This window comes from Paractinoplanes atraurantiacus, assembly GCF_900215205.1.
GTDB lineage: Bacteria > Actinomycetota > Actinomycetes > Mycobacteriales > Micromonosporaceae > Actinoplanes > Actinoplanes atraurantiacus.
On record NZ_OBDY01000028.1, the window covers coordinates 32,784 to 56,506 of the forward strand.

Here is a 23,723-nt window from a genome sequence, read left to right on the forward strand (position 1 = left end):
GGATTTGAGGGTGAGCATTCATCTGGCGCTGGAGATCGACGGGGCCGGCTCCCATCCGGGAGCGCGCGGCGGACTGCCCGACACCGAGGCCGTGGCGGTGGCCGAGGCCGCCGGTTTCGCCCTGATCACCATCAACGACTCACCCTTGTCACCCTCGCCGGAAGCGGGCGTCCGGGCGAGCCACCTCGCCCGGCGCACCCGCCGGATCGGGCTCGCCCCGACGCTGCACCCGGCCCTGACCGAGCCGTTCCACCTGGCCACCCAGCTCGCGGCGCTCGACCACGCGTCACAGGGCCGGGGCGCCTGGGTGGTCGGCGCCGAGAACAGCGCGGCCGCGCACGCGACCATCGGCGGCAAGCCGCTGAGCGACGACGCGCTGCGGCGGGAGATCTCCGACGTCATCGACGTGGCCCGCCTGCTGTGGGACTCGTGGGAGGACGACGCCGTCATCCGCGACGTCGCGAGCGGCCGCTTCCTCGATCCCGACCGCGTGCACCACGTGAACTTCACCGGCGAGCGGTTCTCGGTGGTCGGCCCGCTGATCACCCCTCGGCCGCCGCAGGGGCAGCTCGTGGTCATCGCTGCTGCTGACATTTCCGATAAATCGGATGTCGCGCTGGTTGCGGCACCGACGATCGACGAGCTTGCCGCACGGGCAAAGCAGACAAATGTCCCGCGAGTGTTCGCGGAAGTGGAAGTTCTGCTCGGTGAAGACCGGCTCGCGGAACTGGACGCGCGGGAACCCTGGGGTGAACCGGCCCGGCTGCGCTTCGCGGGGGACGCCGAAGAGTTCCGGGCGTTGCTGGCCACGCTGGACGGCATCGTCGACGGCGTGCGCCTCCACCCGGCCGTACTGGAAATCGATCTTCCCCGCCTCGCCGTGGCCACCCGCCGCGGCCCGGTCGGCGGACCGACCCTGCGCGACACCCTCGGCCTGCCCCGTCCCGTCAACGTCTTCGCTGGGGAGCCGTAATGACCACCCACCGCCTGCACCTCGGCCTGTTCTTCACCGGCGTCGGCCCGCAGCTCCTCTGGTCGCAGCCCGACTTCGCCGAGCACACCCACATCGACACCTTCGTGCAGACCGTACGGACGCTGGAGCGCGGCCTGTTCGACGCGTTCTTCCTGGGTGAGGGCCTGCGCGTGCGGGAGAACCGTGGCCGCGTCCACGACCTCGACGTCGCCGGCCGCCCCGACGCGATCACGCAGCTGTCCGCCCTGGCCGCCGAGACCGAGCGGATCGGCCTGGTCGCAACCCAGAACACGACGTACAACTTCCCGTTCGACCTCGCGCGCCGGCTCGCCTCGCTCGACCACGTGTCCGGTGGCCGCGCCGGGTGGAACATCGTGACGACGGACAACGCCTGGACCGGCGAGAATTTCCGGTACGGCGGCTGGCTGCCGCACGAGCGCCGCTACGAGCGCGCCGCGGCCTTCGTCGAGATGGCCCGCAACCTGTGGGGCGGGAACCGGGTCGACACGCACGGCGATCTGGTCGACGTCGCCGGCTCGCTGGGCGTCGCCGGGAACCCCGTCCTGTTCCAGGCCGGCGATTCCCCCGGCGGCCGCGATTTGGCCGCGCGATTCGCGGACGCGGTCTTCTCGGCCAACACCGACTACGACAAGGCGCAGGCCTACGCGGCCGATCTGACGACGAGGCTGGAGGCGTACGGGCGTACTCGCGACTCTTTGAAGATCTTGCCTGGAGCCCAGGTCGTCCTGGGCGACACGGCGAAGGAGGCGGCCGAGAAGGCCGACTGGATCCAGCGCGAGCAGACCACCGGGCCGCGCGCGATCGCCTTCCTCGAGCAGTACTGGAACAAGGATCTTTCGGGGTACGACCCGGACGGCCCGCTGCCGGACATCGAACCGGCCGAGGGCGAGCTCGACCCGTCCCGGGGGACGATCTCGGTCGAGCACCGCACCGGCAAGCTCGAGCGCATCGCCGAGTGGCGCCGGCTCGACCTCTCCATCCGCGAGCTGGTCCTGCATGTCACCCCGAGGCACAACACCTTTGTCGGTACGCCCGGACAGGTCGCCGACGAATGGGCGCGTTACGTGCGGACTCGCGCGGTCGACGGCTTCAACCTGGTGCCGCAGCTCCTGCCGGGCAGCGTGGAGGACATCGTCGACAAGCTCGTGCCGGAGCTCCAGGAACGCGGCGTCTACCGCACCGAGTACGAGGGCCGCACCCTGCGTGAGCACATGGACCTGGCGTGACCCGCCGGACGCTGGGCACGATCACCGCGGCCGGCGGCCATCCGGGCCCGTACGAACTCGCCCTGGCCGGAGAGTCCACGCTGGAGACCGCGAAGCTGGTGGCCCGCCGGGCCGAGGCGGCCCGGATCGACGCCCTGTTCGTGCCGGATCTGCTGGTCTTCGGCGCGCAGGGGACGATCGGGGCGCAGGAGCCGCTGGTCTTCGTGTCGGCGCTGAGCCAGGTGACCTCGCACGCGGGGCTGATCGCCACGGTGTCGACGACGTTCCATCACCCGTTCAACCTGGCCCGGCTGTTCGGCACGCTCGACCACGTCAGCAACGGGCGGGCGGCGTGGAACCTGGTGACGTCGTCGATCGGCGAGGAGAACTACGGGCCGGGCGAGTTGCCGTCGCCGGAGGAGCGGTACGCGCGGGCGGCGGAGACCCTGGAGGTGGTGAACGCGCTGTGGGGCAGCTGGAAGCCGGGGGCGCTGCGGCTCGGGCCGGACGGGACGGCGGTGCTCGACCCGTCGCTGATCGCGCCGATCGACCACGCGGGCCGGTATTTCAGCGTGCGCGGGCCGATCAACATCCCGCCGCTGCCGCAGGGGCGGCCGGTGCTGATCCAGGCCGGGCAGTCGGCGGCGGGGATCGCGCTCGGTGCCAAGTATGCGGAGATCGTTTTCACAGCCTTGCCGACGCTGGAGGACGCGCTTGGTTTTACGCGGACAATTCGGGCACAGTCCGCGCGGCCCGGCCTGCCGTTGATCTTCAGTTCGTTCCACGCGACATATGGAGCAACCGAGGCGGAAGCTCGGCGGCTCGTGCGGGAGCGGCTGGAGGCGATCGACTACGAGCGCGGTCGCGCGCTGGTGGCCGACATGCTCGGCGGGGCGGTCGATTTGTCCGAAGCGAAGCTCGATGAGCCGCTGCCGTCATCGCTTTTGCCGGATATTTCGGTCATCAACCGGCGGCGCGGGCGAGCGGAGATCTTCAGCAAGCTCATCCGCGAGGGGCGGACGCTGCGCGAGCTCGTCCAGGCGGCCCAGGACACCGGGCACTGGTCGGTCGCGGGCACGCCGGAGCAGCTGGCCGACGCCGTACAGGAGAGATTCGAGGCCGGGGTCCTCGACGTATTGTCGATCAACGGCATCGCCGACGACCGCACACACGACTTCGTGGTCAACGGCCTGCTCGTTGAACTACGCCGGCGCGGCATCGTCAAGGAGGACTACCGCGGCCGCACCCTCCGCGAGAACTTGGGATTGACGCTATGAGACGACGTGCCGCGGGATTGCGCGCCGAGACAACGCGCGCTGTGGCATCGCGTGCTGCGGGACCGCGCGGCGCCGGTACCGGGGTCGCGGTGGGCGGAGGCGCGCGGTGACACTCGACGCGATCGTTGTCGGCGGCGGGGCGATGGGCTCGGCGGCCGCATGGCAGCTTGCTCGGCGCGGGGCTGAGGTGGCGCTGCTGGAGCGGTTCCAGGCCGGGCACAAACATGGGGCCTCGCACGGGGCGTCGCGGATCTTCCGGTTCGCGTATGCGCAGGCCGACTACATCGCGCTGGCCCGCGAAGCCCTCGGCCTGTGGCGCGAGCTCGACCCGTCACTGCTCGAACTGACCGGCGGCGTCGACCACGGCGACCGCGCGTCGATCGAGCCAATCGCGAACGCCCTGGCCGCGGCCGGCGTGCCGGGGCAATGGCTGCCGCGGGAGGAAGCCGCCGAACGCTGGCCGGGGCTGCGCTTCACCAGGCCCGTCTTCTTCCATCCGTCCAGCGGCCGGGTCCACGCCGACCACGCGGTGGCCGCCCTCCAGACGGCGGCGGCGAAACTCGGCGCCGAGGTGCGACACGAGACCGAGGTCACCGCCATCACCGTCCGCGGTGCCGACGACGTCGAGGTCGTCACGGCCGGCGAGACCCTGCGGGCACGCCGCGTGATCGTGGCCGCCGGGGCGTGGACGTCGAAGCTGCTGCCCGGCCTGCTGCCGCTGCGGGTGACGCAGGAACAGCCGGCGCATTTCACGCCCGTCTCCGACGCCGACTGGCCGAGCTTCATCCACCACGACGGCGGCGCCGGGGTGTACGGGCTGCTCACCCCCGGCGAGGGTGTGAAGGTGGGCTTCCACGGGAACGGGCCCGTCGTGGACCCGGACGCCCGCGACTACGCCGCGGAACCCGTACGGGCGGAACGCCTTCGTGACTACGTACGGCAATGGGTCCCCGGTGTTGACCCGGAGAGTGACGTGCCGATCAGCTGTACCTACACGACCACCCCGACGTCGGACTTCGTGATCGACCGCCGTGGGCCGCTGGTGATTGCGGCGGGCTTTTCCGGGCATGGTTTCAAGTTCACGCCGGCGATCGGGCGGCTGCTGGCCGACCTGACCACCGCCGGCACGCCGGCCGTACCGAGATTCGCCATCCCCCTCGGACAGGAGAACCCATGACCATGCAGTCGGCGCTGGAACCGCTGCGCCTGCGGCGCGTCTTCGGTTCCTTCCCCACCGGCGTGACCGTCGTGGCCGCGCTCGTCGACGGCAAGCCCACCGGCCTCGCGGCCAATTCGTTCGTCTCCGTGTCGCTCGACCCGCCGATGGTGTCGCTCTGCGTGGCGCACACCTCCACCACCTGGCCCACCCTGCGCCGGGCGGGCCGCCTCGGCGTCAGCGTGCTCGGCGCCCACCAGGAACAGGCTGGGCGCCAGCTCAGCGCCCGCGACGTCGACCGTTTCGCCGCGCTCGACTGGCGTACCAGCCCCGACGGCGCCGTCCTCCTGGAAGGTTCCAGCGCCTGGCTCGACTGCTCCATCGAACGCGAGATCCCGGCCGGCGACCACGACATCATCCTGCTGCGCGTCCACGACCTCGACGCCGACGAGTCCGTGCAGCCGCTCGTCTTCCACGGCAGCACGTACCGGTCCCTAGCCCTCTGACAGCATCCAGTCGAGCGCGGCCTCGACGTGGAGCAGCGTGGTGTCGTACACCTTCTTCGGAGTCTGACTCTGATCGAGAAGGAGCCCGATTTCGGTGCACCCGAAGATGACCGCCTCCGCCGGCATCTTTTCCAGGATTTGGACGTACGCCTGACGTGAGGCCGCCTCGACCCGGCCCTGACAGAGCTCGTCGAAGATGACGCGGTGAATCGTGTCCCGGTCCTCGGCCTCGGGAACGACGACGTGCAGGCCCTTCGCTTCGAGCCGCTTGCGGTAGAAGTCCTGCTCCATGGTGTAGCGCGTCCCGAGCAGGGCGACCTCCTCGACGCCGTCGTCGAGCAGCGCGGTCGCCGTGCCGTCGGCGATGTGCAGCACCGGAATGTCGATGGCGTCCTCGATGGCGTCGACCACCCGGTGCATGGTGTTGGTGCAGAGGATGAGGCCCTCGGCGCCGGCCCGCTCCAGCTTCTGAGCGCACTCACCGAGAAACTTCCCGGCCTCGTCCCACGCCCCGGCCACCTGCATCCGCTCGACCTCAGCGAAATCCACGGTGTAGGTGACGCTGTGCGCCGAGTGCAGCCCACCGAGCCGCTCCCGCACCCCACGATTGAGCCGCTGGTAGTAGTAGTCGGTCGATTCCCAGCTCATGCCGCCGAGCAGCCCCAGAACACGCATGCCGCTATTCTTCCCGACGTCGAGACCAGCGTGAGGGGCACGATGTCGAACCGGACACTCGGCGACCTGGTGGAGGCGTTCACCGACGACCTCGGCGCGCCGCCGACACTGGGCGAGGTGCTGGAGATTCTGGTGTACGGGGTGTCCGCCGCCCCCTCCGCGCGAATCGAGGCCCTGGTCGGCACCTGGAGATACCGGCCGTCCAGCGACTCCCGGGTCGCAACATTGAACGATGCCGCCTTCGTCCACGCGGCCGCTCTGCTGGCCGGCGTGGCGGTCGACGAGGCGGCGACCGTGCTGCTCCCTCTTGTCCAAGCGGAACACTTCGCGGACGTGGACGGCGCCGCGGTCACCGAATTGGTGGTGCGCGCGCCGAAACGACACGAATCGCGGTCCGGTGACGTGCTGGCGATCCCCTTGCCCAACGGGCGCTATCGGATCGCCGTCGTACTGACCCGCAACAGATTCGGCACGGCGATCGGCCCGTTACGTGGCACATTCCTTACACCTCGAACGCCGGCCGTGCCCGTTCACGGGGTCACCCGCCACATCTACACCGACGACGCAGCCATCGCCGAAGGCCGGTGGCGGATCGTGGGACATGACGACCGGCTGCGCCAACGCTTTCCGGCAGAACCGGAGATCTACCACCGATACGCCGGGGGCGAGACCGCGGCAGGTGTGCTCCGCCCACTGGACGCGGCCGAGGAGAAAGCCGTCGGACTCGACGATCCGTCGTTCAGTCAGGCGTATTCAAGCGAAGAGGTCGACGCGATGCTGGGCGGGAACGACCCTCGCTGGGCGTGAAATGCGTTGCCCCGTGTTGGGCCGGTCTGGTCTGCTGCGGGCATGGACGGCATCGAGGCCGCGTTCGAGCAGAACTTCGCCGACGGGGCGGAAGTGGGGGCCAGCTTCTGCGCGACCGTCGACGGGGAAGTCGTGGCCGACCTGTGGGGTGGGCATGCTGACGCGGCGCGGACGCGGGCGTGGGAGCGGGACACCATCGTCAACGTCTACTCGATCACCAAGACGATGGCGGCGCTGACCGCGCTGCTGGTCGCCGACCGGGGTGAGCTCGACTTCGCGGCGCCGGTGGCCCGGTACTGGCCCTCGTTCGCGGCGGCGGGCAAAGAAGAGGTCACGGTCGCGCAGGTGATGAGCCACTCGGCGGGGTTGTCCGGCTGGCGGGTGCCGCTGCAGCCGGAAGACCTCTACGACTGGGAGAAGGTCACCGGCTTGCTGGCGGCGCAGGAGCCGTTCTGGAAGCCGGGCACCGCCTCGGGCTATCACGCTGTCACGCAGGGCTTCCTGATCGGGGAGATCGTTCGGCGCATCACCGGCCGTACGCTGGGAACCGTCTTTCGCTCGGAGATCGCCGAGCCTTTGGGCGCCGACTTCCACATCGGCCTGCCCGCCTCGGAGGAGCACCGGGTCGCCGAGCTGATCCCGCCCGCGGAGGAGGCCTTCTCGGGCGAGGTGACCGAGTTGCAGGACAACGCCGCCCACAACCCGCGCTTGACCACGGCGATCGCCAACACCCGCGCCTGGCGGGCCGCCGAGATCCCGGCCGGCGGCGGCACCGGCAACGCCCGGTCGGTGGCCCGCATCCACACCATCCTGGCCTGTGGCGGCGGCCTGCTCTCCGAGGCGACGCGCCGCAGCGCCCTCGAGGTCCAGGTCGAAGGTGTCGACCTCATCCTCGGCGTGCCCATTCGCTTCGGCCTGGGCTTCGCCGTGGGAGGCGACTTCATGCCCAGCCCGAACACCCTCTACTGGGGAGGGGCGGGCGGCTCCCTGGCCGTCATCGACATGGATGCCAGGGCCACCTACGCCTACACCATGAACAAGATGGCCGGCGGCCTGGCCGACATGCGAGCCTTCGCCCCCATGGCCGCCGCCTGGCAGTCCTCCGAATTGTGATCAAGGTATGGCGCTCGGCGCAGAGCGAAGTGGAGTACAGGCGGTCGGTGCGGCAGATTTCTCTGGGCATCGCGTTCATCAGGTACTGGGAGCTTCGCCGGGAGGACGTCGACAAGAACTTCCCGGACGAGACCGAGCAGTCGCCTGGCGCTGTGAAGCGCTTGTTCGGGCAGGCTCAGGCATGGCTGCGGTCGCCGGTCCGGTGACACATGCGTTCGTCAGGCTGGGGTGAGGAGGCAGAACTCGTTGCCCTCTGGGTCGGTCAGGACCTTCCAGTGGATGTCGGGCAGGTCGAGGACGGTGGCGCCCAGTGAGCGGAGCCGGGCCGCCTCGGTCTCCAGGTCGTCGGCCGGGTAAGGGCGGATGTCGAGGTGGACCCGGTTCCAGACGGTTTTCCGGTCGGGGGTGCGGAGGAACTGGAGGTACGGGCCGACGCCCTGAGCTGAGCGCAGCACCGCGTTGTCGTCCGTCACCCGGTGGACGGTCCAGTCGGTGGCCTGGCCCCAGAAGCCGGCCATCGCGCGCGGGTCGGTGCAGTCGACCACCACAGTGGCGATCGGGCCGGTCTGGTCGTAGAGGGAGTCGAGCACGCAGAACTCGTTGCCCTCCGGGTCGGCCATGACCGTCCAGGAGACGTCGTCGCCCTGGCCCACGTCGGCGAGGGTGGCGCCGAGCTTTCGAAGGCGGGCGACCAGCGCCGCCTGGTGGTCGCGCGACTGCGTGGCCAGGTCGAGGTGCACCCGGTTCTTCACCGTTTTGGGCTCCGGGGACGCCACCAGGTCGACGACGACCGCGACCGGGTCGGGATAGGTGAAGCCCGGGGGCTCGAGGTTCGTCACTCCTGGGCCCTCGCTGGAGAGTTCCCAGCCGAGAGCCGAAGCCCAGAATGCGCCCAGTGCCGCCTCGTCCCGGGCCTTCATGTTGATCTGCACGAGACGCGTCGCCATGCGAGCGACCCTAGACCTTGTCGAGCCAGAGGACGATTCCGGTGGTGCCGGTCAGGACGGCGGCCACGCCGGCCCGGATGGCGGCGGCGCAGCGGGCCTCGGTGAACGACGTCGGGTCGTACGCGGAGGACATGCCCAAGCCCTCGCCGCGGAAGGACGCGCCGGTCCAGTCGGCGGCGGTCACGTTGTGGGTCGGTTCGGCCAGTTCGGCCCCGACGACCAGGAAGTGCTGGTCCAGGTGGTTGGCGCTGACCGTGGTCAAGGCGTCGATCAAGGGGTTGCCGGCGCTGACGATCAGGTCGGGTCTCATGTCCATGGCCTTGACGATGTCGTCGATCGGGTTGGCCGCGCCGGCCGCCACCTCGCGCAGGTCGACGTTCTCGTCGTCCGCCCAGTCGCGGACGCTTTTCGTCAGGGCCTTCGTCGGCGCGTCGTCGCCCGCGTGCAGCAGGACCACCCGGTAGCCCTTCGACGGGTGGACGTCGTCCCACGAGCCGGGGGAGGGGGTGACCGTGCCCTCGGGGGTGGGCGGGGCCGCCGGGTCGGTGAAGCCGGCGCCCAGGGTGCCGACGGGGGTGGGCGCGGGGTGCGGCTGTGACCAGTCGCTGCCGTTCCCGCAGCCGGCGACGGTCAGCAGGGCGGCCGCGGCGACGGCGCAGAGCAGGCGGCGCAAGACGTACTTCCTCTCAACAGCAGGCGATCTTTTCTAGCCGACGGGAGCGGGGAAAACCGCCTGCGAGCAGCTTTGTCGTCATCGGTTCGCCAGTGTTTTTGATCTTGTTAACCCGCACGGTGCACGGTGCAACGATGAAACGCATCGCCCTGGTGATCGCCGTTGCGGCGGTCGCCCTGCTGGGAGCCACGCCGGCGTACGCGCACGGATTCAGCTCGACCGTGTACACCGACGTCACCTCGGGCGGTGACGGGCACGTCCGCACGAAGCTGGAGCTCGAGTACGACCTGCTGGTGGTCTCGGCCGCCGACACGGAAAAGGACGATCCGCTCTTCCGTACGGGAAACGCCGCCTTCGAGGACGGCGACTCCGGCGCCCAGGCCCAAGCCCTCAACGAGCACGCCGACACCGTCGTCAGTTACGTCACGAAGCGCTATTCGCTGTCGTCCGGCAGCCGATCGTGCGCGGCCACGAGGCAGGGTGACTTCACGATCGGGGAGCGGGAAGGTGTCCCGTACGCCGACCTGGTCCTCGATTGGAATTGCCCCGGCGCCGAGGACGGGCACGAGCTGCGCAGCGGCCTCTTCCCGGACGACGAAGGCTATGTCAAAGGCACAAAGACCATCGTGACGTACGAAATTGACGGCCGTACGGGCAGTGCCGCGCTCGACTCGGGGCATCCGGCCTTCTCCACTGCGCAGAGCTGGTACGAACGGTTCTGGGAGTTCTTCCGGCTGGGCGCCGAGCATCTGCTCACCGGCATCGACCACATCCTGTTCCTGCTGGCCCTGATCGCCGGCTCGCGCCGCCTGCGCGAGATCGTGCTGGCCGCGACCAGCTTCACGCTGGCCCACTCGGTGACCTTCATGCTGGCCGCGCTGGGCCTGGTCGACGTGCCGGCCCGGGTGGTGGAGCCGATCATCGCGTTGTCGATCGCCGTGGTGGCCGCCTGGTACCTCGTGCGGGTCTGGCGGCGCGGCGACCATGCCATTGATCTTGAAGATTCTGGCGGCGGCCACTGGAAGCTCGACCGGGCGGGCTGGGCGCGCCTCGCGGTCGTGTTCTGCTTCGGACTCGTACACGGACTCGGTTTTGCCGGCGCTTTGGGGATCGACGAAGCGTTCTCGTGGACGCTGTTGTGGTCGCTGCTGGTCTTCAACGTCGGCATCGAGGTCGTCCAGTTGTCGATCATCGCGGTCGTCTTCCCGCTGCTGATCCTGTTGCGCCGGCGGAGCCCCCGGGCGGCGTTGTGGGTGACCGGTTTGGTCTCGGCTGGGGTGGCTGTGATGGGCCTTGTGTGGTTTATCCAGCGCGTAAAAGCCTGACTTTTCGGCAGGTGCCACCGAGGTTCTTGATCTTGTTCATGAGCGGTTCACCGGGGCCCACCAGCTTGAGCATGCATTTCGCAACCCCCTCTCATCTGGATTGAGGAAAAACGATGAGATCCAGCAGGCACCACCGCGTCGGCGCCACTGCCGGCGCGGCGGTACTCGGCCTCGCCATCGCCCTCGGCGGCGGCCTGGCCACCCCCGCGAGCGCGGCCGACACCGCCACGCTCAGCGCCGTCATCCTGGGCGTGGGCGCGGACGAGACCCAGCGCATCGTCACCTGGTACTCCTCGGCGGACACCGCCCAGCAGGTCCAGCTCGCGCCCACCACCTCCATCGTCAACGGCGAGTTCCCCGCCGGCTCGGCGACGTTCGCCGCGGTAGGCGCGGCCAACATCGCCACCAGCGGTGGCTTCAACCGCCACGCGACGATCACCGGCCTGAAGGAGAACACCCAGTACTCGTACCGGGTGGGCTCTGAGGGCAACTGGTCGCCGGCGTACGCCTTCAAGACGCAGGACTTCGAGGGCGACTACGACTTCCTGTTCTACGGCGACCCGCAGATCGGCTCCTCCGGCAACCTCGCCAAGGACGAGGCCGGCTGGGTGGACACCGTGAACGTGTCGCTGGCCGCCAACCCGAACGCCGAGCTTCTGGTGTCCGGCGGCGACCAGGTCGAGACGGCCAACACCGAGTCGCAGTGGAACTCGTTCCTCGCGCCTCAGCAGCTCAAGTCGTACCCGTGGGCCGCCACCATCGGTAACCACGACGTCGGTGGCAAGGCGTACGAGCAGCACCTGTTCACGCCGAACACGGACCGCTCGGGCGCGTACTACTCCAACGGCCAGCCGACCTCGAACACGTCGGGTGGCGACTACTGGTACATCTACAAGGACACGCTGTTCATCGACCTGAACAGCAACTCCTACGCCACCTCGCAGGGTGGCGGCGGCGACGCGGCGCACCTGTCGTACGTCCAGGACGTCATCAACAAGCACGGCGGCGACGCCAAGTGGAAGGTGCTGGTCTACCACCACGCCATCTACTCGCCGGCCGCGCACGCCAAGGACGGCGACAACAAGATCCGCCGTACGGACTTCCCGACCGCGTTCTCGAAGCTCGGCGTGGACCTGGTCCTGCAGGGTCACGACCACAGCTACTCCCGCAGCTACGAGATCAAGAACGGCGCGAAGGCGAACCCGGACGAGAAGCCGGGCCAGGCCGACGTGTACCCGGGCCCGGGCGGCGTCATCTACGTGACCGCCAACTCGGCGTCGGGCTCGAAGTACTACGACATCACCAAGCCCGACAGCAGCGGCACCAGCGGCGCCGGCAACGGAGCCGACCCGCTGAACCCGGACAACTACTGGTACAACTCGTCGCAGAACCAGGAGCACGTCCGCAGCTACGTCAAGGTGGCCGTGCGCAACGACAAGCTCCAGGTCGAGAACATCCGCAGCGGCACCTGCGCCGCTCCGAACGCCTCGGTCGAACTGGGCTCGTCGTGCACCAACACCGAGAGCGGCCAGCCGGTCGGCTCGGTCACGGACAAGGTGACCATCCACCCGTACAACGGTGACGGTCAGAAGATCCAGGTCGCGGTTCCGACCGCGGCGCCCGGCGAGTTCGGCTGGACGATCGACGGCTACAACGGCCTGGTCGACCTCGGCACCGCCAAGGAGAACGCCACCGGCGACTACTTCGCCGCCAGTGGTGAGATCAACCCGATCGTCGTCTCCGACACCCGTCGCACCCTCTCGCCGTGGTCGGTCGCGGCCAGCGTGGGCGACTTCAAGGACGCCGACAAGTCGTTCTCGGGCGCCAACCTCGGCTGGACCCCGGGCGTCATCGCCTCCGGCGCCGGCGCCAAGGCCGGTGCGGCCGTGCCCTCGGGCTACGGCAACAACGGCGAGGGTCTCTCGGTCTCGCGCGGTCTCGCGTCGGCCGAGCAGGGCCACGCCCGCGGCACCGCCAAGGTCAGCGCCGGCCTGGACCTGAAGGTCCCGGGCGACGCGGCCAAGGGCACCTACCGCACCACCCTCACGATCACCGCGCTCAGCAGCTGATCGAGCTTTGAAAAGCGGGGCGGCACCTGCGAGTGCCGCCCCGCTACCTACTTAGGGATTTACCGATGAAGACCAGACTTGCCCTGTTCGCCGCCGCTGCCCTCGTGCTGGTGGGCCTCGCGCCCGCGCCCGCCTCCGCCGACGAAGGCGACGTCACCTGGACCGTGCGGACGGAGTCCAACAGCTTCGGCGCGACCCGGTCCAGCTTCAGTTACGCCGTGAACCCCGGCGCACAGACCAAGGACGGACTGGTCGTCGCGAACCGCGGCAAGACCGGGCTCAAGCTGGGTGTCTACGCGGCCGACGGTTTCACCACCGACACCGGCACGCTCGACCTGCAGGGCGCGGGGGCCAAGGGCAAGGGCATCGGCGCCTGGGTGCACGCGGCGCGGAAGAACATCACGGTGGCGGCCGGCAAGACGGTCACGGTGCCGTTCACGGTCGAGATCCCGTCGAACGCGACGCCCGGCGACTACGTCGGCGGCATCATCACCTCGCTGACCCAGGCCGACGACTCCGCCCAGGTCAACGTGGACCGCCGGCTCGGCATCAAGATCAAGCTTCGGGTGGGTGGCGACCTGACGCCCGCTTTGAAGATCGAGAACACCCACATTTCGTACGACGGCACGGCGAACCCGTTCGGCAAGGGCACCGCGACCATCGACTACACGATCCACAACGTCGGCAACGCGGTCGAGACGGCCCAGCAGGGCGTGCAGATCACCGGCCCGTTCGGCCTGTTCAAGGCCGAGACCACGAAGATCGCCGACCCGCCGGAGCTGCTGCCCGGCGAAAGCTGGAAGGTCTCCGTCCCGGTCGAGGGCGTCACCGCGGCCATCCTGCTCGACGCCACAGTCACGCTGGTCCCGCAGCTGACCGACGCCTCCGGCTCGACGTCATCGCTGGACAAGGTGACCGCCACCGCGCACGGCTGGGCCTGGCCGTGGACGTTGCTGGCCCTGGTTGTCGCCCTGATCGCCCTCATCGTGGCCGCCGTCGTCCTGACCCGCCGCAACCGCTCGCGCCGCAAGGCCCGCGAGGACGCCCGAGTCCGCGACGCGGTCGCCGACGCCCTGCGCGACAAGGCCACCGCCGCCGGCTGACGCGGGCGGAGTCAGCCGCCGGCGTGGATTACCGCGGGTGTGGTCAGGAGCCATGAGGCGGTGGTGCGGGCCTCCTGGGGCATGCGGGCGTCCTCGCGGACTCGGTGCAGCAGTGTGCGGTGGCTGTCGGTGCCTATGCCGTAGGTGATGCCGTGCAGGATTTCGCGGCCGAGGCCGTCGGGGCAGCGCTGCCATGCCGCGAGCTGGATGGCCAGGATGCGGCTCCAGGCTGGCTCGGGGAAGGCGCCCGCGCAGTGTGGCGTGGCCCAGGCGGCGGCGTAGCGGGCCCGGTCGCCGAACTCGCGCTCGGTCAGGATCTGGGCGATCAGCGGGCGGTGCACCTCGGAGCCGAGGTTGGTCAGGGTGCGCAGCGCGGCGTCGAGGTCGGTGTCGCGGCGGCCGCGCAGGTCGGCCACGACCCGGTCGAGGATGGCCGCGGCCACCGGCTCGCGCAGCGGGGTGGCCGCGACGAACATCGCCGAGAGCAGGCGCTGGTCCGGGTTGTCGCTGTCGAGGCTCTCGCCGACCAGCTCGGCCAGCGTCACCTCGGCCGGCCGGTCGACAGCGGCCTGCGAGCAGGCGCGGGCCGCGATGAGCCGCGCTTTCGTCTCCGCCGCCGACGGCGGCCAGCCGGCCGGCGCCCGGCCGGCTTCGGCGGGCAAGGCCAGGCCCAGCGCGTCGGCCTCACCGGTCAGGGCCCGGCCGGCGGCGGCTTGGGAAGCCCGGCCGGATGCGGCGGCCTGGGCGGTCAGGATCCGGCCGATCGCGGCCGCTTCGGCGGGCAGGGCCAGGCCCGACGCGGCGGCTTCGCTGGTCAGGGCGCGGCCGACCTGCAGGGCGAGCGGGCGCAGGGTGGCGGACAGGCCGGGGTCGCCGAGCAAGCCGGCCACTGAGCGGCCGATGTCGCCGAGCTCGCCGGGGCTGAAGTGCCGCACCTTGATCTTGCGGACGGCGGCGAGCAACGCGCCGTAGAGAGCGCGGTCGTCGCCGGCGGCGGCGATCGTGCGGCGGATGTGGCTGTTCGCGTCCGGGTGGGCCGTTGTGTCCAGAAGCGACAGTGGCTCCACGACCACCGGGTTGCCGGTGTCCTCGGCCAGGCGGATGCAGGCGTCGACGGCGTGCGCACCGGCGTCGGGGTGGCCGAGCAGGCGGCTCATCGACTCCTGGCGCTGCAGCCAGGCGCTGTCCTCGGCCACGGCCAGTTCCGTGAGCAGGCGCTGGGAGAGCTCCTGCCAGAGGCGCGGCGGGTGCAGGACCAGGCCGGGCCGGGCCCGCACCAGGTCGGTGAGCTCGTCCCACTCCGGGCCGGTGATCGCGCCGGCGCCGGTCGCCACCTCGAGCAGAGCGTGCAGCCGACGCGGGTCACCCTCGGGCCCGAACGAGGGCCCGAACGAGGGCCCGGACGAGGGGCCGGACGAGGGTCCGGACGAGGGATCGGACGAGGGGCCGGACGCCGGGCCGGGCAAGACGCCGGACGTGGAGCCGGACCAGGCGCCGGCCGGCAGACCGGACGAGGCGCGGGACGACGACCGGGCGCCGGCCGTGGACGGGCTGCCGGCGGCCGGGGTGCCGGTGGCCCGGTCGAGGGCGTCCTTGAGGGTGGTCAGCGAATGCGGGGCCAGGCCGAGCAGGTCTTCGTAGCGGCGGATCGCGGCCCGGGGCGCGCCGGTCGTGCCGTTCTCCCAGCGGGTGATCTGGGACTCGGCGAGCGGTCGGTCGCCGGCCGGGCGGAACGCGGCGGCGAAGGCCTTGCCGGTGTGCCACCGGTCGTCGCGGGCGAGGCGGCGGTTGACCCGGAGCAGCCAGCCGATCCGCTCGCGAGGGGTGGCTGCCGGCACTCGATCGAACTTACCGGCCGTGACCAGATCAATTCAATTCTGAAAGTTGCACTGGCACGTTCCCGTTGCAATCGATCTACGATCCGGGCCGTCACCTGGGTAGCCTCGCGCCGGAGGCACCCTTGGAAAGCTCGCTGGCGGGCGAGCTTCGTGGCCGCACGGCGGCGGCAAACGCCGTGCCGGCCCGAGCGCCGGTGTCCCTCGGGGGGAGGGGCGCCGGCGCTCTTCCTTAACCAGGCATTCTCCTGTTGATCAAGTCAGCTAGGACTGGACTTCTCAGGAGACCCACAGGATTCTCGTTCGTGCACCACTTCGGACGCCGTCTTGTCGCCATTTTTCTGCTCGTTGCCGTGGGAGCGCTCCTGCCCGCGCGGCCGGCGGCGGCCCACCCGTTCGGCGACCCGCAGACCGTCACCGTCGCGCTCGACCCGGCCCGCCCGGACGTCGTCCGGATCCGGTGGAAGGTCGGCGGCCTCGACGACCTCACGCTGCTCGGCGTGAAGCTGGGCGTGCTGCCCGAGGATCGGGTCTTCCTCGACGGGGCCGTCTTTTATCAAGCCTCCGACTCGGCCGCTCTCGGCCCGTCGGAGCAGTTGACGGCGTACCTCCTCAAGCAGATCAGCGTGACGCGCGCCGATGAAGCCTGCCCCGGCACCGTGCTGGCGCCGGAAGATCTGGCCCGCAACGGCGTGACCGTCGACTATGCCTGTTCCGCGCCGGTCGGCCGGGTCGCCGTCGCCGTGCGCACGCTGACCGACCTCAACCCGGCCTATCAGAGTCTGGCCACCGGTCCCGGTGGCCAGCACGCGGTCTACCGCGACGGCGAGGACACCCACGACTGGGTCCTCGGCGACGTCGCGGCGGACGGACCCCATCTCGGGCGCAGCGCCGCCGTACAGATCGGCGGGGTCGCCCTCGGGGTGCTCCTCGTCGTGATCGTGCTGGTCGTGGCGCTGCGCCGCCGAGGCACCACCCACCCCACATAAGGAGACACCCTCCATGAACCGCAGGGCCCTGTGGCCTGTGCTCATGGTCGCCGTCACCGCCGCCGTCGTCGCTCCCGCGACCGCGGGGGCGCAGACGGCGGCCGTGGGCAGTCCGCCGACGCTCAACGTGAGCGACGGCCGGACGCTCGACGGCACCACCCGCATCACCGCCGACCCGACGACCGAGGGCGACGCCGTCGTCGCGCTCACCGTCGACGGCAAGGCGCTGGACGCCGCCAAGACCGCCGGCACCGCCCACCTCAGCTTCGACATGGGCGGCAACGGCACCGAGGCGCGCTATCACAACTACCTGGTCGTCAACGATCACACGGCCGAGGCCGACCGGCTCTACCTGCCGGACATCGCCGGCGGCGTGCGGGGCACCGTCGACATCCCCGGCGAGTGGCTGCACAGCGGGGTCAACACGGTCACCGTCAACGCCGGTGCCAACTGGGTCGACACCACCAGCACCACCGCTACGGGCGTCGAGACCCTGCCGTACGGCGAGGGGCTGCGCTGCCCGAACTACGACGACTTCGCGATCAGCAGCATCGGGCTGGGCCTGCTCGGCGTGGTCGCCGACAGCGAGCAGAACGCGTTCAGCTACAGCTTCGGCGACGGCACCTGCGGCACCTCGAAGAAGCTGCTCACGCAGCCGCTGACCTTCGTGATCTCCGGCGAGCCGGGCAGCACGGCCGGCCTCGGGGCCGACCTGGACACCACCAAGCTCGGCAACGGCGCCCACACGATCGCGGCCGCCACCGCGACCGGCGCCACCGCGAGCGCCACGGTCGAGGTCAACAACGACCCGGCCGGCGCCGCGAAGATCACCCCGGCCGACGGCGTGCTGGTCCGCGGCGAGCAGCGCGTCATCGCGGCCCCGGCCACCGGCGCCGCCGAGGCGGTCTCCGAGCTCGCCGTCGACGGCAAGGCGGCCGAGGACGACGAGACCCTCGCCGGCAGCTCGGCCACGCTGGCCCTGACCGTCGAGGCCGGCAACTCGATCGAGGCCAAGTACCACAACCACCTGCTGGTCAACGGCAACCGCGTCGACCTGGGCGGCGACTACGGTGTCGCCGGGGCCGAGACGGTCAGCCTGCCGTTCCCGGCCCGTTTCCTGCACACCGGCGACAACGTCGTCGAGCTGCGGACCGGCACCTACAACGGCACCTCGGGCGGCGTCACCTGCGCCAACCACGACGACTTCAAGGTCACCCGCAGCTCGGCGCGGCTTGCTCTGAGCACGGAGGGCACGGTCACGACCGGGACCACGTACGTCGTCACGGGCGGCACGAAGGCGGCCACCACCGCCGAGTCGATCGCGCTGGGCGACGGCACCTGCGGCGCCAACAAGGACCTCGAGCTGCACTTCGACGTCGCGGGAGCGCCCACCACCCGTACCACCGGAACTCTGGGCAGTGGGGGCGACGCCCACCTGAAGGTCTTCGTCGGCGGCAACGGCTCCGACGGCGGCTATGACAACAAGGTGCTGATCAACGGCATCCCGCTCGACCTCGGCATCTGGGAGAAGGAGACGGCCGATCTCACGTTCCCGAACGAGTGGCTGGTGCCGGGCCTCAACAGTGTCGAGTTCGTGGCCGGCAACGACCACGGCAGCAGCTGCGCCAACTACGACGACTTCACGCTGCGGGACTTCGCGCTGACCCCGGCCGTTGGCCGGGCCACCCAGGTGACGCGCGAGATCGCCGGCACCACGGTCACGGTCGGCTCCGCGAGCTACCCGGCCGGATCGCCGGTCACCGTCTACTTCGGCGACGGCACCTGCGGCAGCAGCCACAACGCCACGCTCGACGCCACGATCATGTTCTACGTGACCGCGGCCGACGGCACTCCGCTGCCGGCGCTCGGCAAGCGGGCCGACATCGACACCTCTTCTCTTCCGGACGGCAAGCACACGGTCACGGCCGTGGTCGGCGACAAGACCTCGACCCGCCGGATCACTGTCGACAACACCGCTCCCGAGGTCGCGGGCAGCACCCCGGCCGAGGGCCAGCGGATCACCTCGAACGTGGCGCTGACGGTCGACGTCAAGGACGCCTCGGGCGTCAAGGGCACGCCGGCGATCACCCTGGACGGCAAGACCGTCAAGGAGGGCGACGAGATCGGGCACGGCCTGCCCGCCGGCGAGCACACCATCGCGGTCACCGCGGCCGACGTGCTGGGCAACTCGGCCACCCGGGAGATCCACTTCTCCAGCGCGTACATCCCGTCCGTGCCCACTGGCCTTTCGTCGGAGGCGGCCGGTGACTCGGCCGTGCTCTCGGCCAAGCTCGACGGGCCGGCCACGGCCACCTTCACCGCGGCCGACGTGGTGCTGCCGACGGGCGGCTACCAGGGCGTGGCCTCCACCGTCCCGGCCACGCTCGATGTCGCCCACGACGCGACCGTCGACGTGAGCTCGCTGCGGCCGCTCGACGGCAAGACCGTCGACACCCCGTCCGGCCGTGACGTGGTGTTCCAGCGGTACGACCTGGCCGTCGGCACGCCGGCCCAGGAGCCGACGCTGCGCTGGGAGGGCACCATCGACCCGGCCCGGGTCGCCGCCCTGCGGGTGTGGGACGCGGCCGCCGGCAAGTGGGTCGTGCTCACCAGCTCGCGCGGTCAGTCCGGCAAGGCCACCGTGCTGACGGCGGCGCTGCCCGCCGGCTACCGCACCGGTGGCACCGCGCACGTGCTGGTCACCGGCGAGGACCCGTTCGCCGACGACCTGTCGCCGCGCGACTCGAGCGCGCAGAACGACAAGGACCGGTTCGAGGACCCGTCCACGTACGACTTCTCGCTCGCGCACTTCACCGACACGCAGTACATCACCGAGGGCGCGGCCGGCGGCACGTACAACGACTGGGACGGCGTCGACGAGGCGTCCGACGTCGAGACGGCCGAGGAGCAGGCGATCTGGCAGAACGCCTACCGGGCCGAGACCCAGTGGATCGCCGACAACGCTGCTCAGCGCAAGATCGCGTACACCGCGCACACCGGTGACGTGATCGAGAACGACTACTACGACCCGCTGGCTCGCAAGGCCGACGGCTCGCTCCTGCGGCCCGGCCTCAACGAGCAGGTCGACAAGGAGCTCGCGGTCTCCTCGGGCAACCAGAAGGTGCTCGACGACAACGGCGTGGTCAACCAGGTCATCGCCGGCAACCACGACAACCAGCTCGGCGCCGAGACCGGGCCGGACTCGCGGTTCAGCAAGACGTTCAGCGCCGACCGTTACTACAAGGTCGCGAAGTCGTGGCCGGCCGGCGCCGAATACCACTCCTGGGACGAGGCCGGCGCCACGCCGGGCAAGGACAACCAGAACAACTACGTGCTGTTCAGCGCGGGCGGGCTCGACTTCGTCGCGGTCGGTTTGTCGTACGGGGTCACGCGCGACGAGGCGCAGTGGGCCGACATGATCTTCAAGAAGTACAAGGACCGCAACGGCATCCTGCTCTCGCACGACTACCTGAAGCCCTCGGCCAACGCCGACGGCCGCGGGGCGGCGTTCTCCGAGCCGGACGGGTCGGCCCTCTACAAGCAGGTCGTGGAGAACAACCCGAACGTCTTCCTGGTGCTGGCCGGCCACGAGCACGGCGTGGGCACCAACCTGAAGTCGAACATCGGCGTCACCAAGACCCACGATGTGGTCGAACTGCTGGCCGACTACCAGTTCTACACGGTGGCCAGCTCGGAGCTGTGGCCCGACAAGGTCGACGCCAACGGCAACATCGACGTCAACGGCGACGGCAAGATCGACCACAAGGCCACCGACCGGCTGCAGTTCGGCGCGAGCTTCCTGCGCCTGCTGCAGTTCGACGTCAAGCGGGCCGAGCTGCACATCGACACGTACTCGCCGTTCCTGAACAACTTCGGGGCGACCGAGTACGACATCCGCCAGGACGGCAGCCAGACCAAGCCCCGCTACAACGGCGCCGAGGACAACCTCACCCTGCCGGTCGACCTGACCAGCCGGAAGACGTCGTTCAGCACGGACTCGCTGGCCGCGTACGTGCCCGGCGGCGTGATCGGCGCGACCACTCTGGACGAGGCGGGCACGGCGTCGGTGACGTGGTCGAAGCTGCAGCCGGTGACCGCGTACGCGTGGGTCGTGACGGCGCGTAGCGCGGATGGCGGCGTTGCGGTCGCTCAGCCCGCGGTGTTCCGTACGGCCAAAGCAAAGCCGCAGATCAGCGTGACCACCACGCCGGTCGATTGGGGAACCGCGGCGTCGGTGACGGTCAAGGTCGCCTCCGGCACGGGAACCGTGGCTGTCAGCGAGGGCGCCAAGGTCCTCGGTTCATCCGCTCTTTCCGGTGGTACGGCGGTCCTCGTCCTGCCCAAGGGTCTGGCCGGCGGGAACCACGAGCTGACCGTGGCGTACTCGGGCAGCGACTCGCTCGAGGCCGGCACGGCGACGGCGACGCAGGTGGTCCGCCTGCCGGCCGCCTGGAACGCGACGACGGCCTACCAGGCCGGCAACCGCGTCACGTACCAGGGCAAGGTCTTCCAGGCGTCCTACTACGCTCGCGCAGCGGCGCCGGGCGACCCGAACGGAGCGTGGCAGGAACTGGCCATGAACGAGACCGGTGACGCTCTGTGGACGGCGTCGCGGATCTTCCAGGCGGGCGACGTGGCGCTGTACGACGGCAAGACGTTCAAGGCCCGCTGGTACACCCGCAACCAGAAGCCGGGCGACGTCAACGGCCCGTGGGCCGAGGTCGCACCGCCGAAGCCGGACAACAGCCCGGCCGACTGGACCCCGACGACCGTCTACGTCGGTGGGGACCGCGCCACGTACAAGGAGCACGTGTACGAGGCGAAGTGGTGGAACCGCAACCAGGCACCGGGCGCCGCGTCCGGCCCCTGGAAGCTGATCAAGTAGGTGCTTTTCGAGGGGGCCCGCGCATTTGTGCGCGGGCCCCTTTCCTATGAGAACGCGGCGGCGTGGTCGCGGGCGAAGGCGCCGATGTCGCGGGCCGGGCGGCCGGTGAGCGCCTCGACGTGGCCGGTGACCCGCTCGAAGCCGCCGGCCCGGATCACGCCGAAGACGCCGGCCAGCTGGGTGGCGAGCCAGCCGGGAAGGCCGGCGCCCTCGAAACGCGGGCGGGCCTGCTCCTCGGTCAGGTCGAGCGAGCGGACCGGGCGGCCGGTCGCGTCCGCGATGGCGGCCGCGACATCGGCGAAGGTCACACCCGAGGGGCCGGTGAGGTCGTACGTCTGACCCTCGTGCCCTTCGTCCAGAATGGCGGCCGCGGCGCAGGCGGCGACGTCGCGAACGTCGATCATCGCGATTCGCCGGCCCGCGGTGGGCGCGGGCAGCATGCCGGACTGCGCGACACCCTCGGCGACCATGAGCAGATTGGTCATGAAGAAGGCCGGCCGGAGGACCACGGCGGGCACCTCCGCCTTGCGCAGGTGATCCTCGATCTCGCCGTGCCAGCGGTAGGCGGGCAAGGGGGAAGCGGGGTCGGCGTGCATCGCGGAGAGCTTGACGACCCGCTCGACGCCGGCCTCGGCCGCGGCGTCGATCACGGCGGTCTCGCGGGCGACCTTCTCCGGGCCGTCGGCGGCGCACACATAAACTCGATCTACTCGGTGCATGTCTTCCGCGGCGGTGTGGACTTCGGCTCCGCGCGACCGCAGCTCGCGGACCAGGTGGGAGCCGACGTTTCCGGTCGAGCCGGCGACGAGGACACGGGTCATGGCTGTACCTCCGGTGGGATGTTGTGGCCGAGAAGGAAGAAGTTGCCGGGGTCCCACACGCGCTTGACCGCGGCCAGGCGCGCGTAGTTGGTGGCGGTGAAGGCGTCACGGGTCCGCGACGGATCGGTCAGCAGCGTCAGGAAGGAACCGCCGGTCGCGTGTGGGCGCAGCCGGGTGCTCAAGCGGTCGAGGGCCTCGTTGCCCACGGGGCTCGGTGCGACGGCCATGACGGAGAACGGCACGTCGCGGTGTCCGGCCGGGCCGGCGTCCGGGCCGGGGCGGGCCATGGCGCCACCCCAGTGCCGCAGCTCCACAAAGCCGAGCGGGGAATCGGGCGCGCCGGCCGCGACGATCGCGTCCAGCACCTCGTCGGGCAGGGTGCGGAAGAGCTCGATCTCCTGGCGGAGGGCCATCGGTGGCACGTCCGGGCCGTTGGTGGCGTCGCTGGCGTCAGGGAAAGAGCGCATTTTGTACGCGTCCAGAAGCGGCCGCCCGGCGGCCGCGAGCAGTGGAGCGAGCACCCGGTGACCGTCGTCGCCGTGGTGGAAGGCCCGGATCGCCAGCAGGCGGCGCCCGCTCGACGGCTCGCGGATCAGCAGAACGGCCGTGTTCATCGCCTCGGGCTCGTCGAGGGCCCACTCCCGATAGGCGGCGAGCGTGGCCGGCGCGCGCTCCAGCGGATAGAGGGACATGCCGGAGAACACGCGCCGCACCGGATAGAGCCGGAACTCCAGCGAAGTGACGACGCCGAAGTTGCCGCCGCCGCCCCGCAGCGCCCAGAACAGATCGGGATGCTCATCGGCCGACACGGTGCGGGCGACACCGTCGGCGGTGACGACATCGGCGCGGACGACACTGTCGGCGGCGAAACCGAAAGTCCGCGACAACCACGACTGGCCGCCGCCGAGCGTGTAGCCGGTGACGCCGACAGTGCTGCAACGACCGGCCAGGCCGGCCAGCCCGTACCGGGCGGCGGCACGGTTGACGTCGGCCCACACGGCGCCCGGCCCGACACGGGCGACCCGCCGTTGTGGATCGATCTCGACGCGGTCGAGGGCGGTGGTCTTGAGCAGCAGGCCGCCGTCGGTGGAGGCGAGGGTGCCGTGGCCGGTGGCCTGCACGGCGAAGGGAAGCGCGTGCTCGCGGGCGGTGAGCACCGCCTTGCGGACGTCGTCCGAGCGGGCGGCGGCCACGATGAGGGCCGGGCGTGACGCGAAGGCCCGCTGCCAGCCGGCCCGGTGCGCGTCGTACCCGGCGTCGCCGGGCCGGAACACCGGGCCGGTTTCGATGAAGGTGGTCATGCGGCCGAAGCTATGCAGGGGGCGGCCCGGGACGGATGCTGT

General features: G+C 70.5%; 19 protein-coding genes. 13 read left to right on the forward strand and 6 right to left on the reverse strand.

Annotated elements, in window-relative coordinates:
• Nucleotides 1–10: 10 nt before the first annotated feature.
• From CRP55_RS40470 to CRP55_RS40490, 5 genes are all read left to right on the forward strand, one after another.
• Nucleotides 11–973 (forward strand): LLM class flavin-dependent oxidoreductase, encoded by a 963-nt coding sequence (locus CRP55_RS40470; protein ID WP_097327304.1) that lies wholly within the window; start codon nt 11–13, stop codon nt 971–973.
• Nucleotides 973–2,220: an LLM class flavin-dependent oxidoreductase gene (locus CRP55_RS40475; RefSeq protein ID WP_097327305.1), complete on the forward strand. Its 1,248-nt coding sequence runs from the start codon at nt 973–975 to the stop codon at nt 2,218–2,220. The genes CRP55_RS40470 and CRP55_RS40475 overlap by 1 nt, the downstream gene beginning before the upstream one ends.
• The gene (locus CRP55_RS40480; protein WP_218854836.1) at nt 2,217–3,476 is read left to right on the forward strand and encodes an NtaA/DmoA family FMN-dependent monooxygenase; all 1,260 of its coding nucleotides are present in this window, start codon (nt 2,217–2,219) and stop codon (nt 3,474–3,476) included. Before CRP55_RS40475 ends, CRP55_RS40480 begins: the two co-directional genes overlap by 4 nt.
• Before the next feature lie 106 nt (nt 3,477–3,582).
• Nucleotides 3,583–4,653 carry an FAD-dependent oxidoreductase gene (locus CRP55_RS40485; protein WP_097327306.1) on the forward strand — a complete coding sequence of 357 codons (1,071 nt, stop codon included), beginning with the start codon at nt 3,583–3,585 and terminating at the stop codon, nt 4,651–4,653.
• Complete coding sequence (locus CRP55_RS40490) at nt 4,650–5,138, forward strand: flavin reductase family protein (protein ID WP_097327307.1); 489 nt, start codon at nt 4,650–4,652, stop codon at nt 5,136–5,138. Before CRP55_RS40485 ends, CRP55_RS40490 begins: the two co-directional genes overlap by 4 nt.
• On the opposite strand, the gene CRP55_RS40495 is transcribed toward CRP55_RS40490, so the two are convergent.
• Nucleotides 5,127–5,813 carry an aspartate/glutamate racemase family protein gene (locus CRP55_RS40495; RefSeq protein WP_097327308.1) on the reverse strand — a complete coding sequence of 229 codons (687 nt, stop codon included), beginning with the start codon at nt 5,811–5,813 and terminating at the stop codon, nt 5,127–5,129. The two genes, CRP55_RS40490 and CRP55_RS40495, sit on opposite strands and share 12 nt — an antisense overlap.
• 42 nt (nt 5,814–5,855) lie before the next feature.
• Here CRP55_RS40495 and CRP55_RS40500 point away from each other — a divergent pair, with 42 nt between their 5' ends.
• From CRP55_RS40500 to CRP55_RS53565, 3 genes are read left to right on the forward strand one after another with little or no spacing between them, the layout of a single operon-like run.
• Complete coding sequence (locus CRP55_RS40500) at nt 5,856–6,620, forward strand: Imm26 family immunity protein (RefSeq protein WP_097327309.1); 765 nt, start codon at nt 5,856–5,858, stop codon at nt 6,618–6,620.
• Nucleotides 6,621–6,662: 42 nt separating this feature from the next.
• A complete protein-coding gene (locus CRP55_RS40505; RefSeq protein WP_097327310.1) occupies nt 6,663–7,733 on the forward strand; it encodes a serine hydrolase domain-containing protein in 1,071 nt (356 codons plus the stop codon).
• Nucleotides 7,734–7,780: 47 nt separating this feature from the next.
• Nucleotides 7,781–7,939, forward strand: a complete 159-nt coding sequence (locus tag CRP55_RS53565; RefSeq protein ID WP_179855544.1) for a hypothetical protein — start codon at nt 7,781–7,783, stop codon at nt 7,937–7,939.
• Nucleotides 7,940–7,951: 12 nt separating this feature from the next.
• On the opposite strand, the gene CRP55_RS40510 is transcribed toward CRP55_RS53565, so the two are convergent.
• Both CRP55_RS40510 and CRP55_RS40515 read right to left on the reverse strand, forming a co-directional pair.
• Nucleotides 7,952–8,680, reverse strand: coding sequence for a VOC family protein (locus CRP55_RS40510; RefSeq protein WP_097327311.1), 729 nt, complete (start codon nt 8,678–8,680; stop codon nt 7,952–7,954).
• Between the two features lie 10 nt (nt 8,681–8,690).
• Nucleotides 8,691–9,353 carry a type 1 periplasmic-binding domain-containing protein gene (locus CRP55_RS40515; RefSeq protein ID WP_097327312.1) on the reverse strand — a complete coding sequence of 221 codons (663 nt, stop codon included), beginning with the start codon at nt 9,351–9,353 and terminating at the stop codon, nt 8,691–8,693.
• Between the two features lie 134 nt (nt 9,354–9,487).
• Here CRP55_RS40515 and CRP55_RS40520 point away from each other — a divergent pair, with 134 nt between their 5' ends.
• The 3 genes from CRP55_RS40520 to CRP55_RS40530 all read left to right on the forward strand — a co-directional run bounded on the left by CRP55_RS40520 (nt 9,488) and on the right by CRP55_RS40530 (nt 13,850).
• Nucleotides 9,488–10,678, forward strand: coding sequence for a HupE/UreJ family protein (locus CRP55_RS40520; RefSeq protein ID WP_097327313.1), 1,191 nt, complete (start codon nt 9,488–9,490; stop codon nt 10,676–10,678).
• Nucleotides 10,679–10,791: 113 nt separating this feature from the next.
• Nucleotides 10,792–12,747, forward strand: a complete 1,956-nt coding sequence (locus CRP55_RS40525; RefSeq protein ID WP_097327314.1) for a fibronectin type III domain-containing protein — start codon at nt 10,792–10,794, stop codon at nt 12,745–12,747.
• 65 nt (nt 12,748–12,812) lie between these two features.
• Nucleotides 12,813–13,850: a WxL protein peptidoglycan domain-containing protein gene (locus CRP55_RS40530; RefSeq protein WP_097327315.1), complete on the forward strand. Its 1,038-nt coding sequence runs from the start codon at nt 12,813–12,815 to the stop codon at nt 13,848–13,850.
• An 11-nt stretch (nt 13,851–13,861) separates the two neighbouring features.
• On the opposite strand, the gene CRP55_RS40535 is transcribed toward CRP55_RS40530, so the two are convergent.
• A complete protein-coding gene (locus CRP55_RS40535) occupies nt 13,862–15,688 on the reverse strand; it encodes an amino acid adenylation domain-containing protein (protein ID WP_097327316.1) in 1,827 nt (608 codons plus the stop codon).
• Between the two features lie 350 nt (nt 15,689–16,038).
• Here CRP55_RS40535 and CRP55_RS40540 point away from each other — a divergent pair, with 350 nt between their 5' ends.
• Both CRP55_RS40540 and CRP55_RS40545 read left to right on the forward strand, forming a co-directional pair.
• The gene (locus tag CRP55_RS40540; protein WP_097327317.1) at nt 16,039–16,674 is read left to right on the forward strand and encodes a hypothetical protein; all 636 of its coding nucleotides are present in this window, start codon (nt 16,039–16,041) and stop codon (nt 16,672–16,674) included.
• A gap of 13 nt (nt 16,675–16,687) precedes the next feature.
• On the forward strand, nt 16,688–21,559 hold the full coding sequence (locus CRP55_RS40545) for a carbohydrate-binding protein (protein WP_097327318.1): 4,872 nt from the start codon (nt 16,688–16,690) through the stop codon (nt 21,557–21,559).
• Nucleotides 21,560–21,603: 44 nt separating this feature from the next.
• On the opposite strand, the gene CRP55_RS40550 is transcribed toward CRP55_RS40545, so the two are convergent.
• On the reverse strand, nt 21,604–22,380 hold the full coding sequence (locus tag CRP55_RS40550; RefSeq protein ID WP_097327319.1) for an NmrA family NAD(P)-binding protein: 777 nt from the start codon (nt 22,378–22,380) through the stop codon (nt 21,604–21,606).
• Entirely contained in the window at nt 22,377–23,681 is a 1,305-nt protein-coding gene (locus CRP55_RS40555; RefSeq protein ID WP_179855545.1) for an FAD-binding oxidoreductase, read from the reverse strand. The genes CRP55_RS40550 and CRP55_RS40555 overlap by 4 nt, the downstream gene beginning before the upstream one ends.
• Nucleotides 23,682–23,723 lie beyond the last annotated feature (42 nt).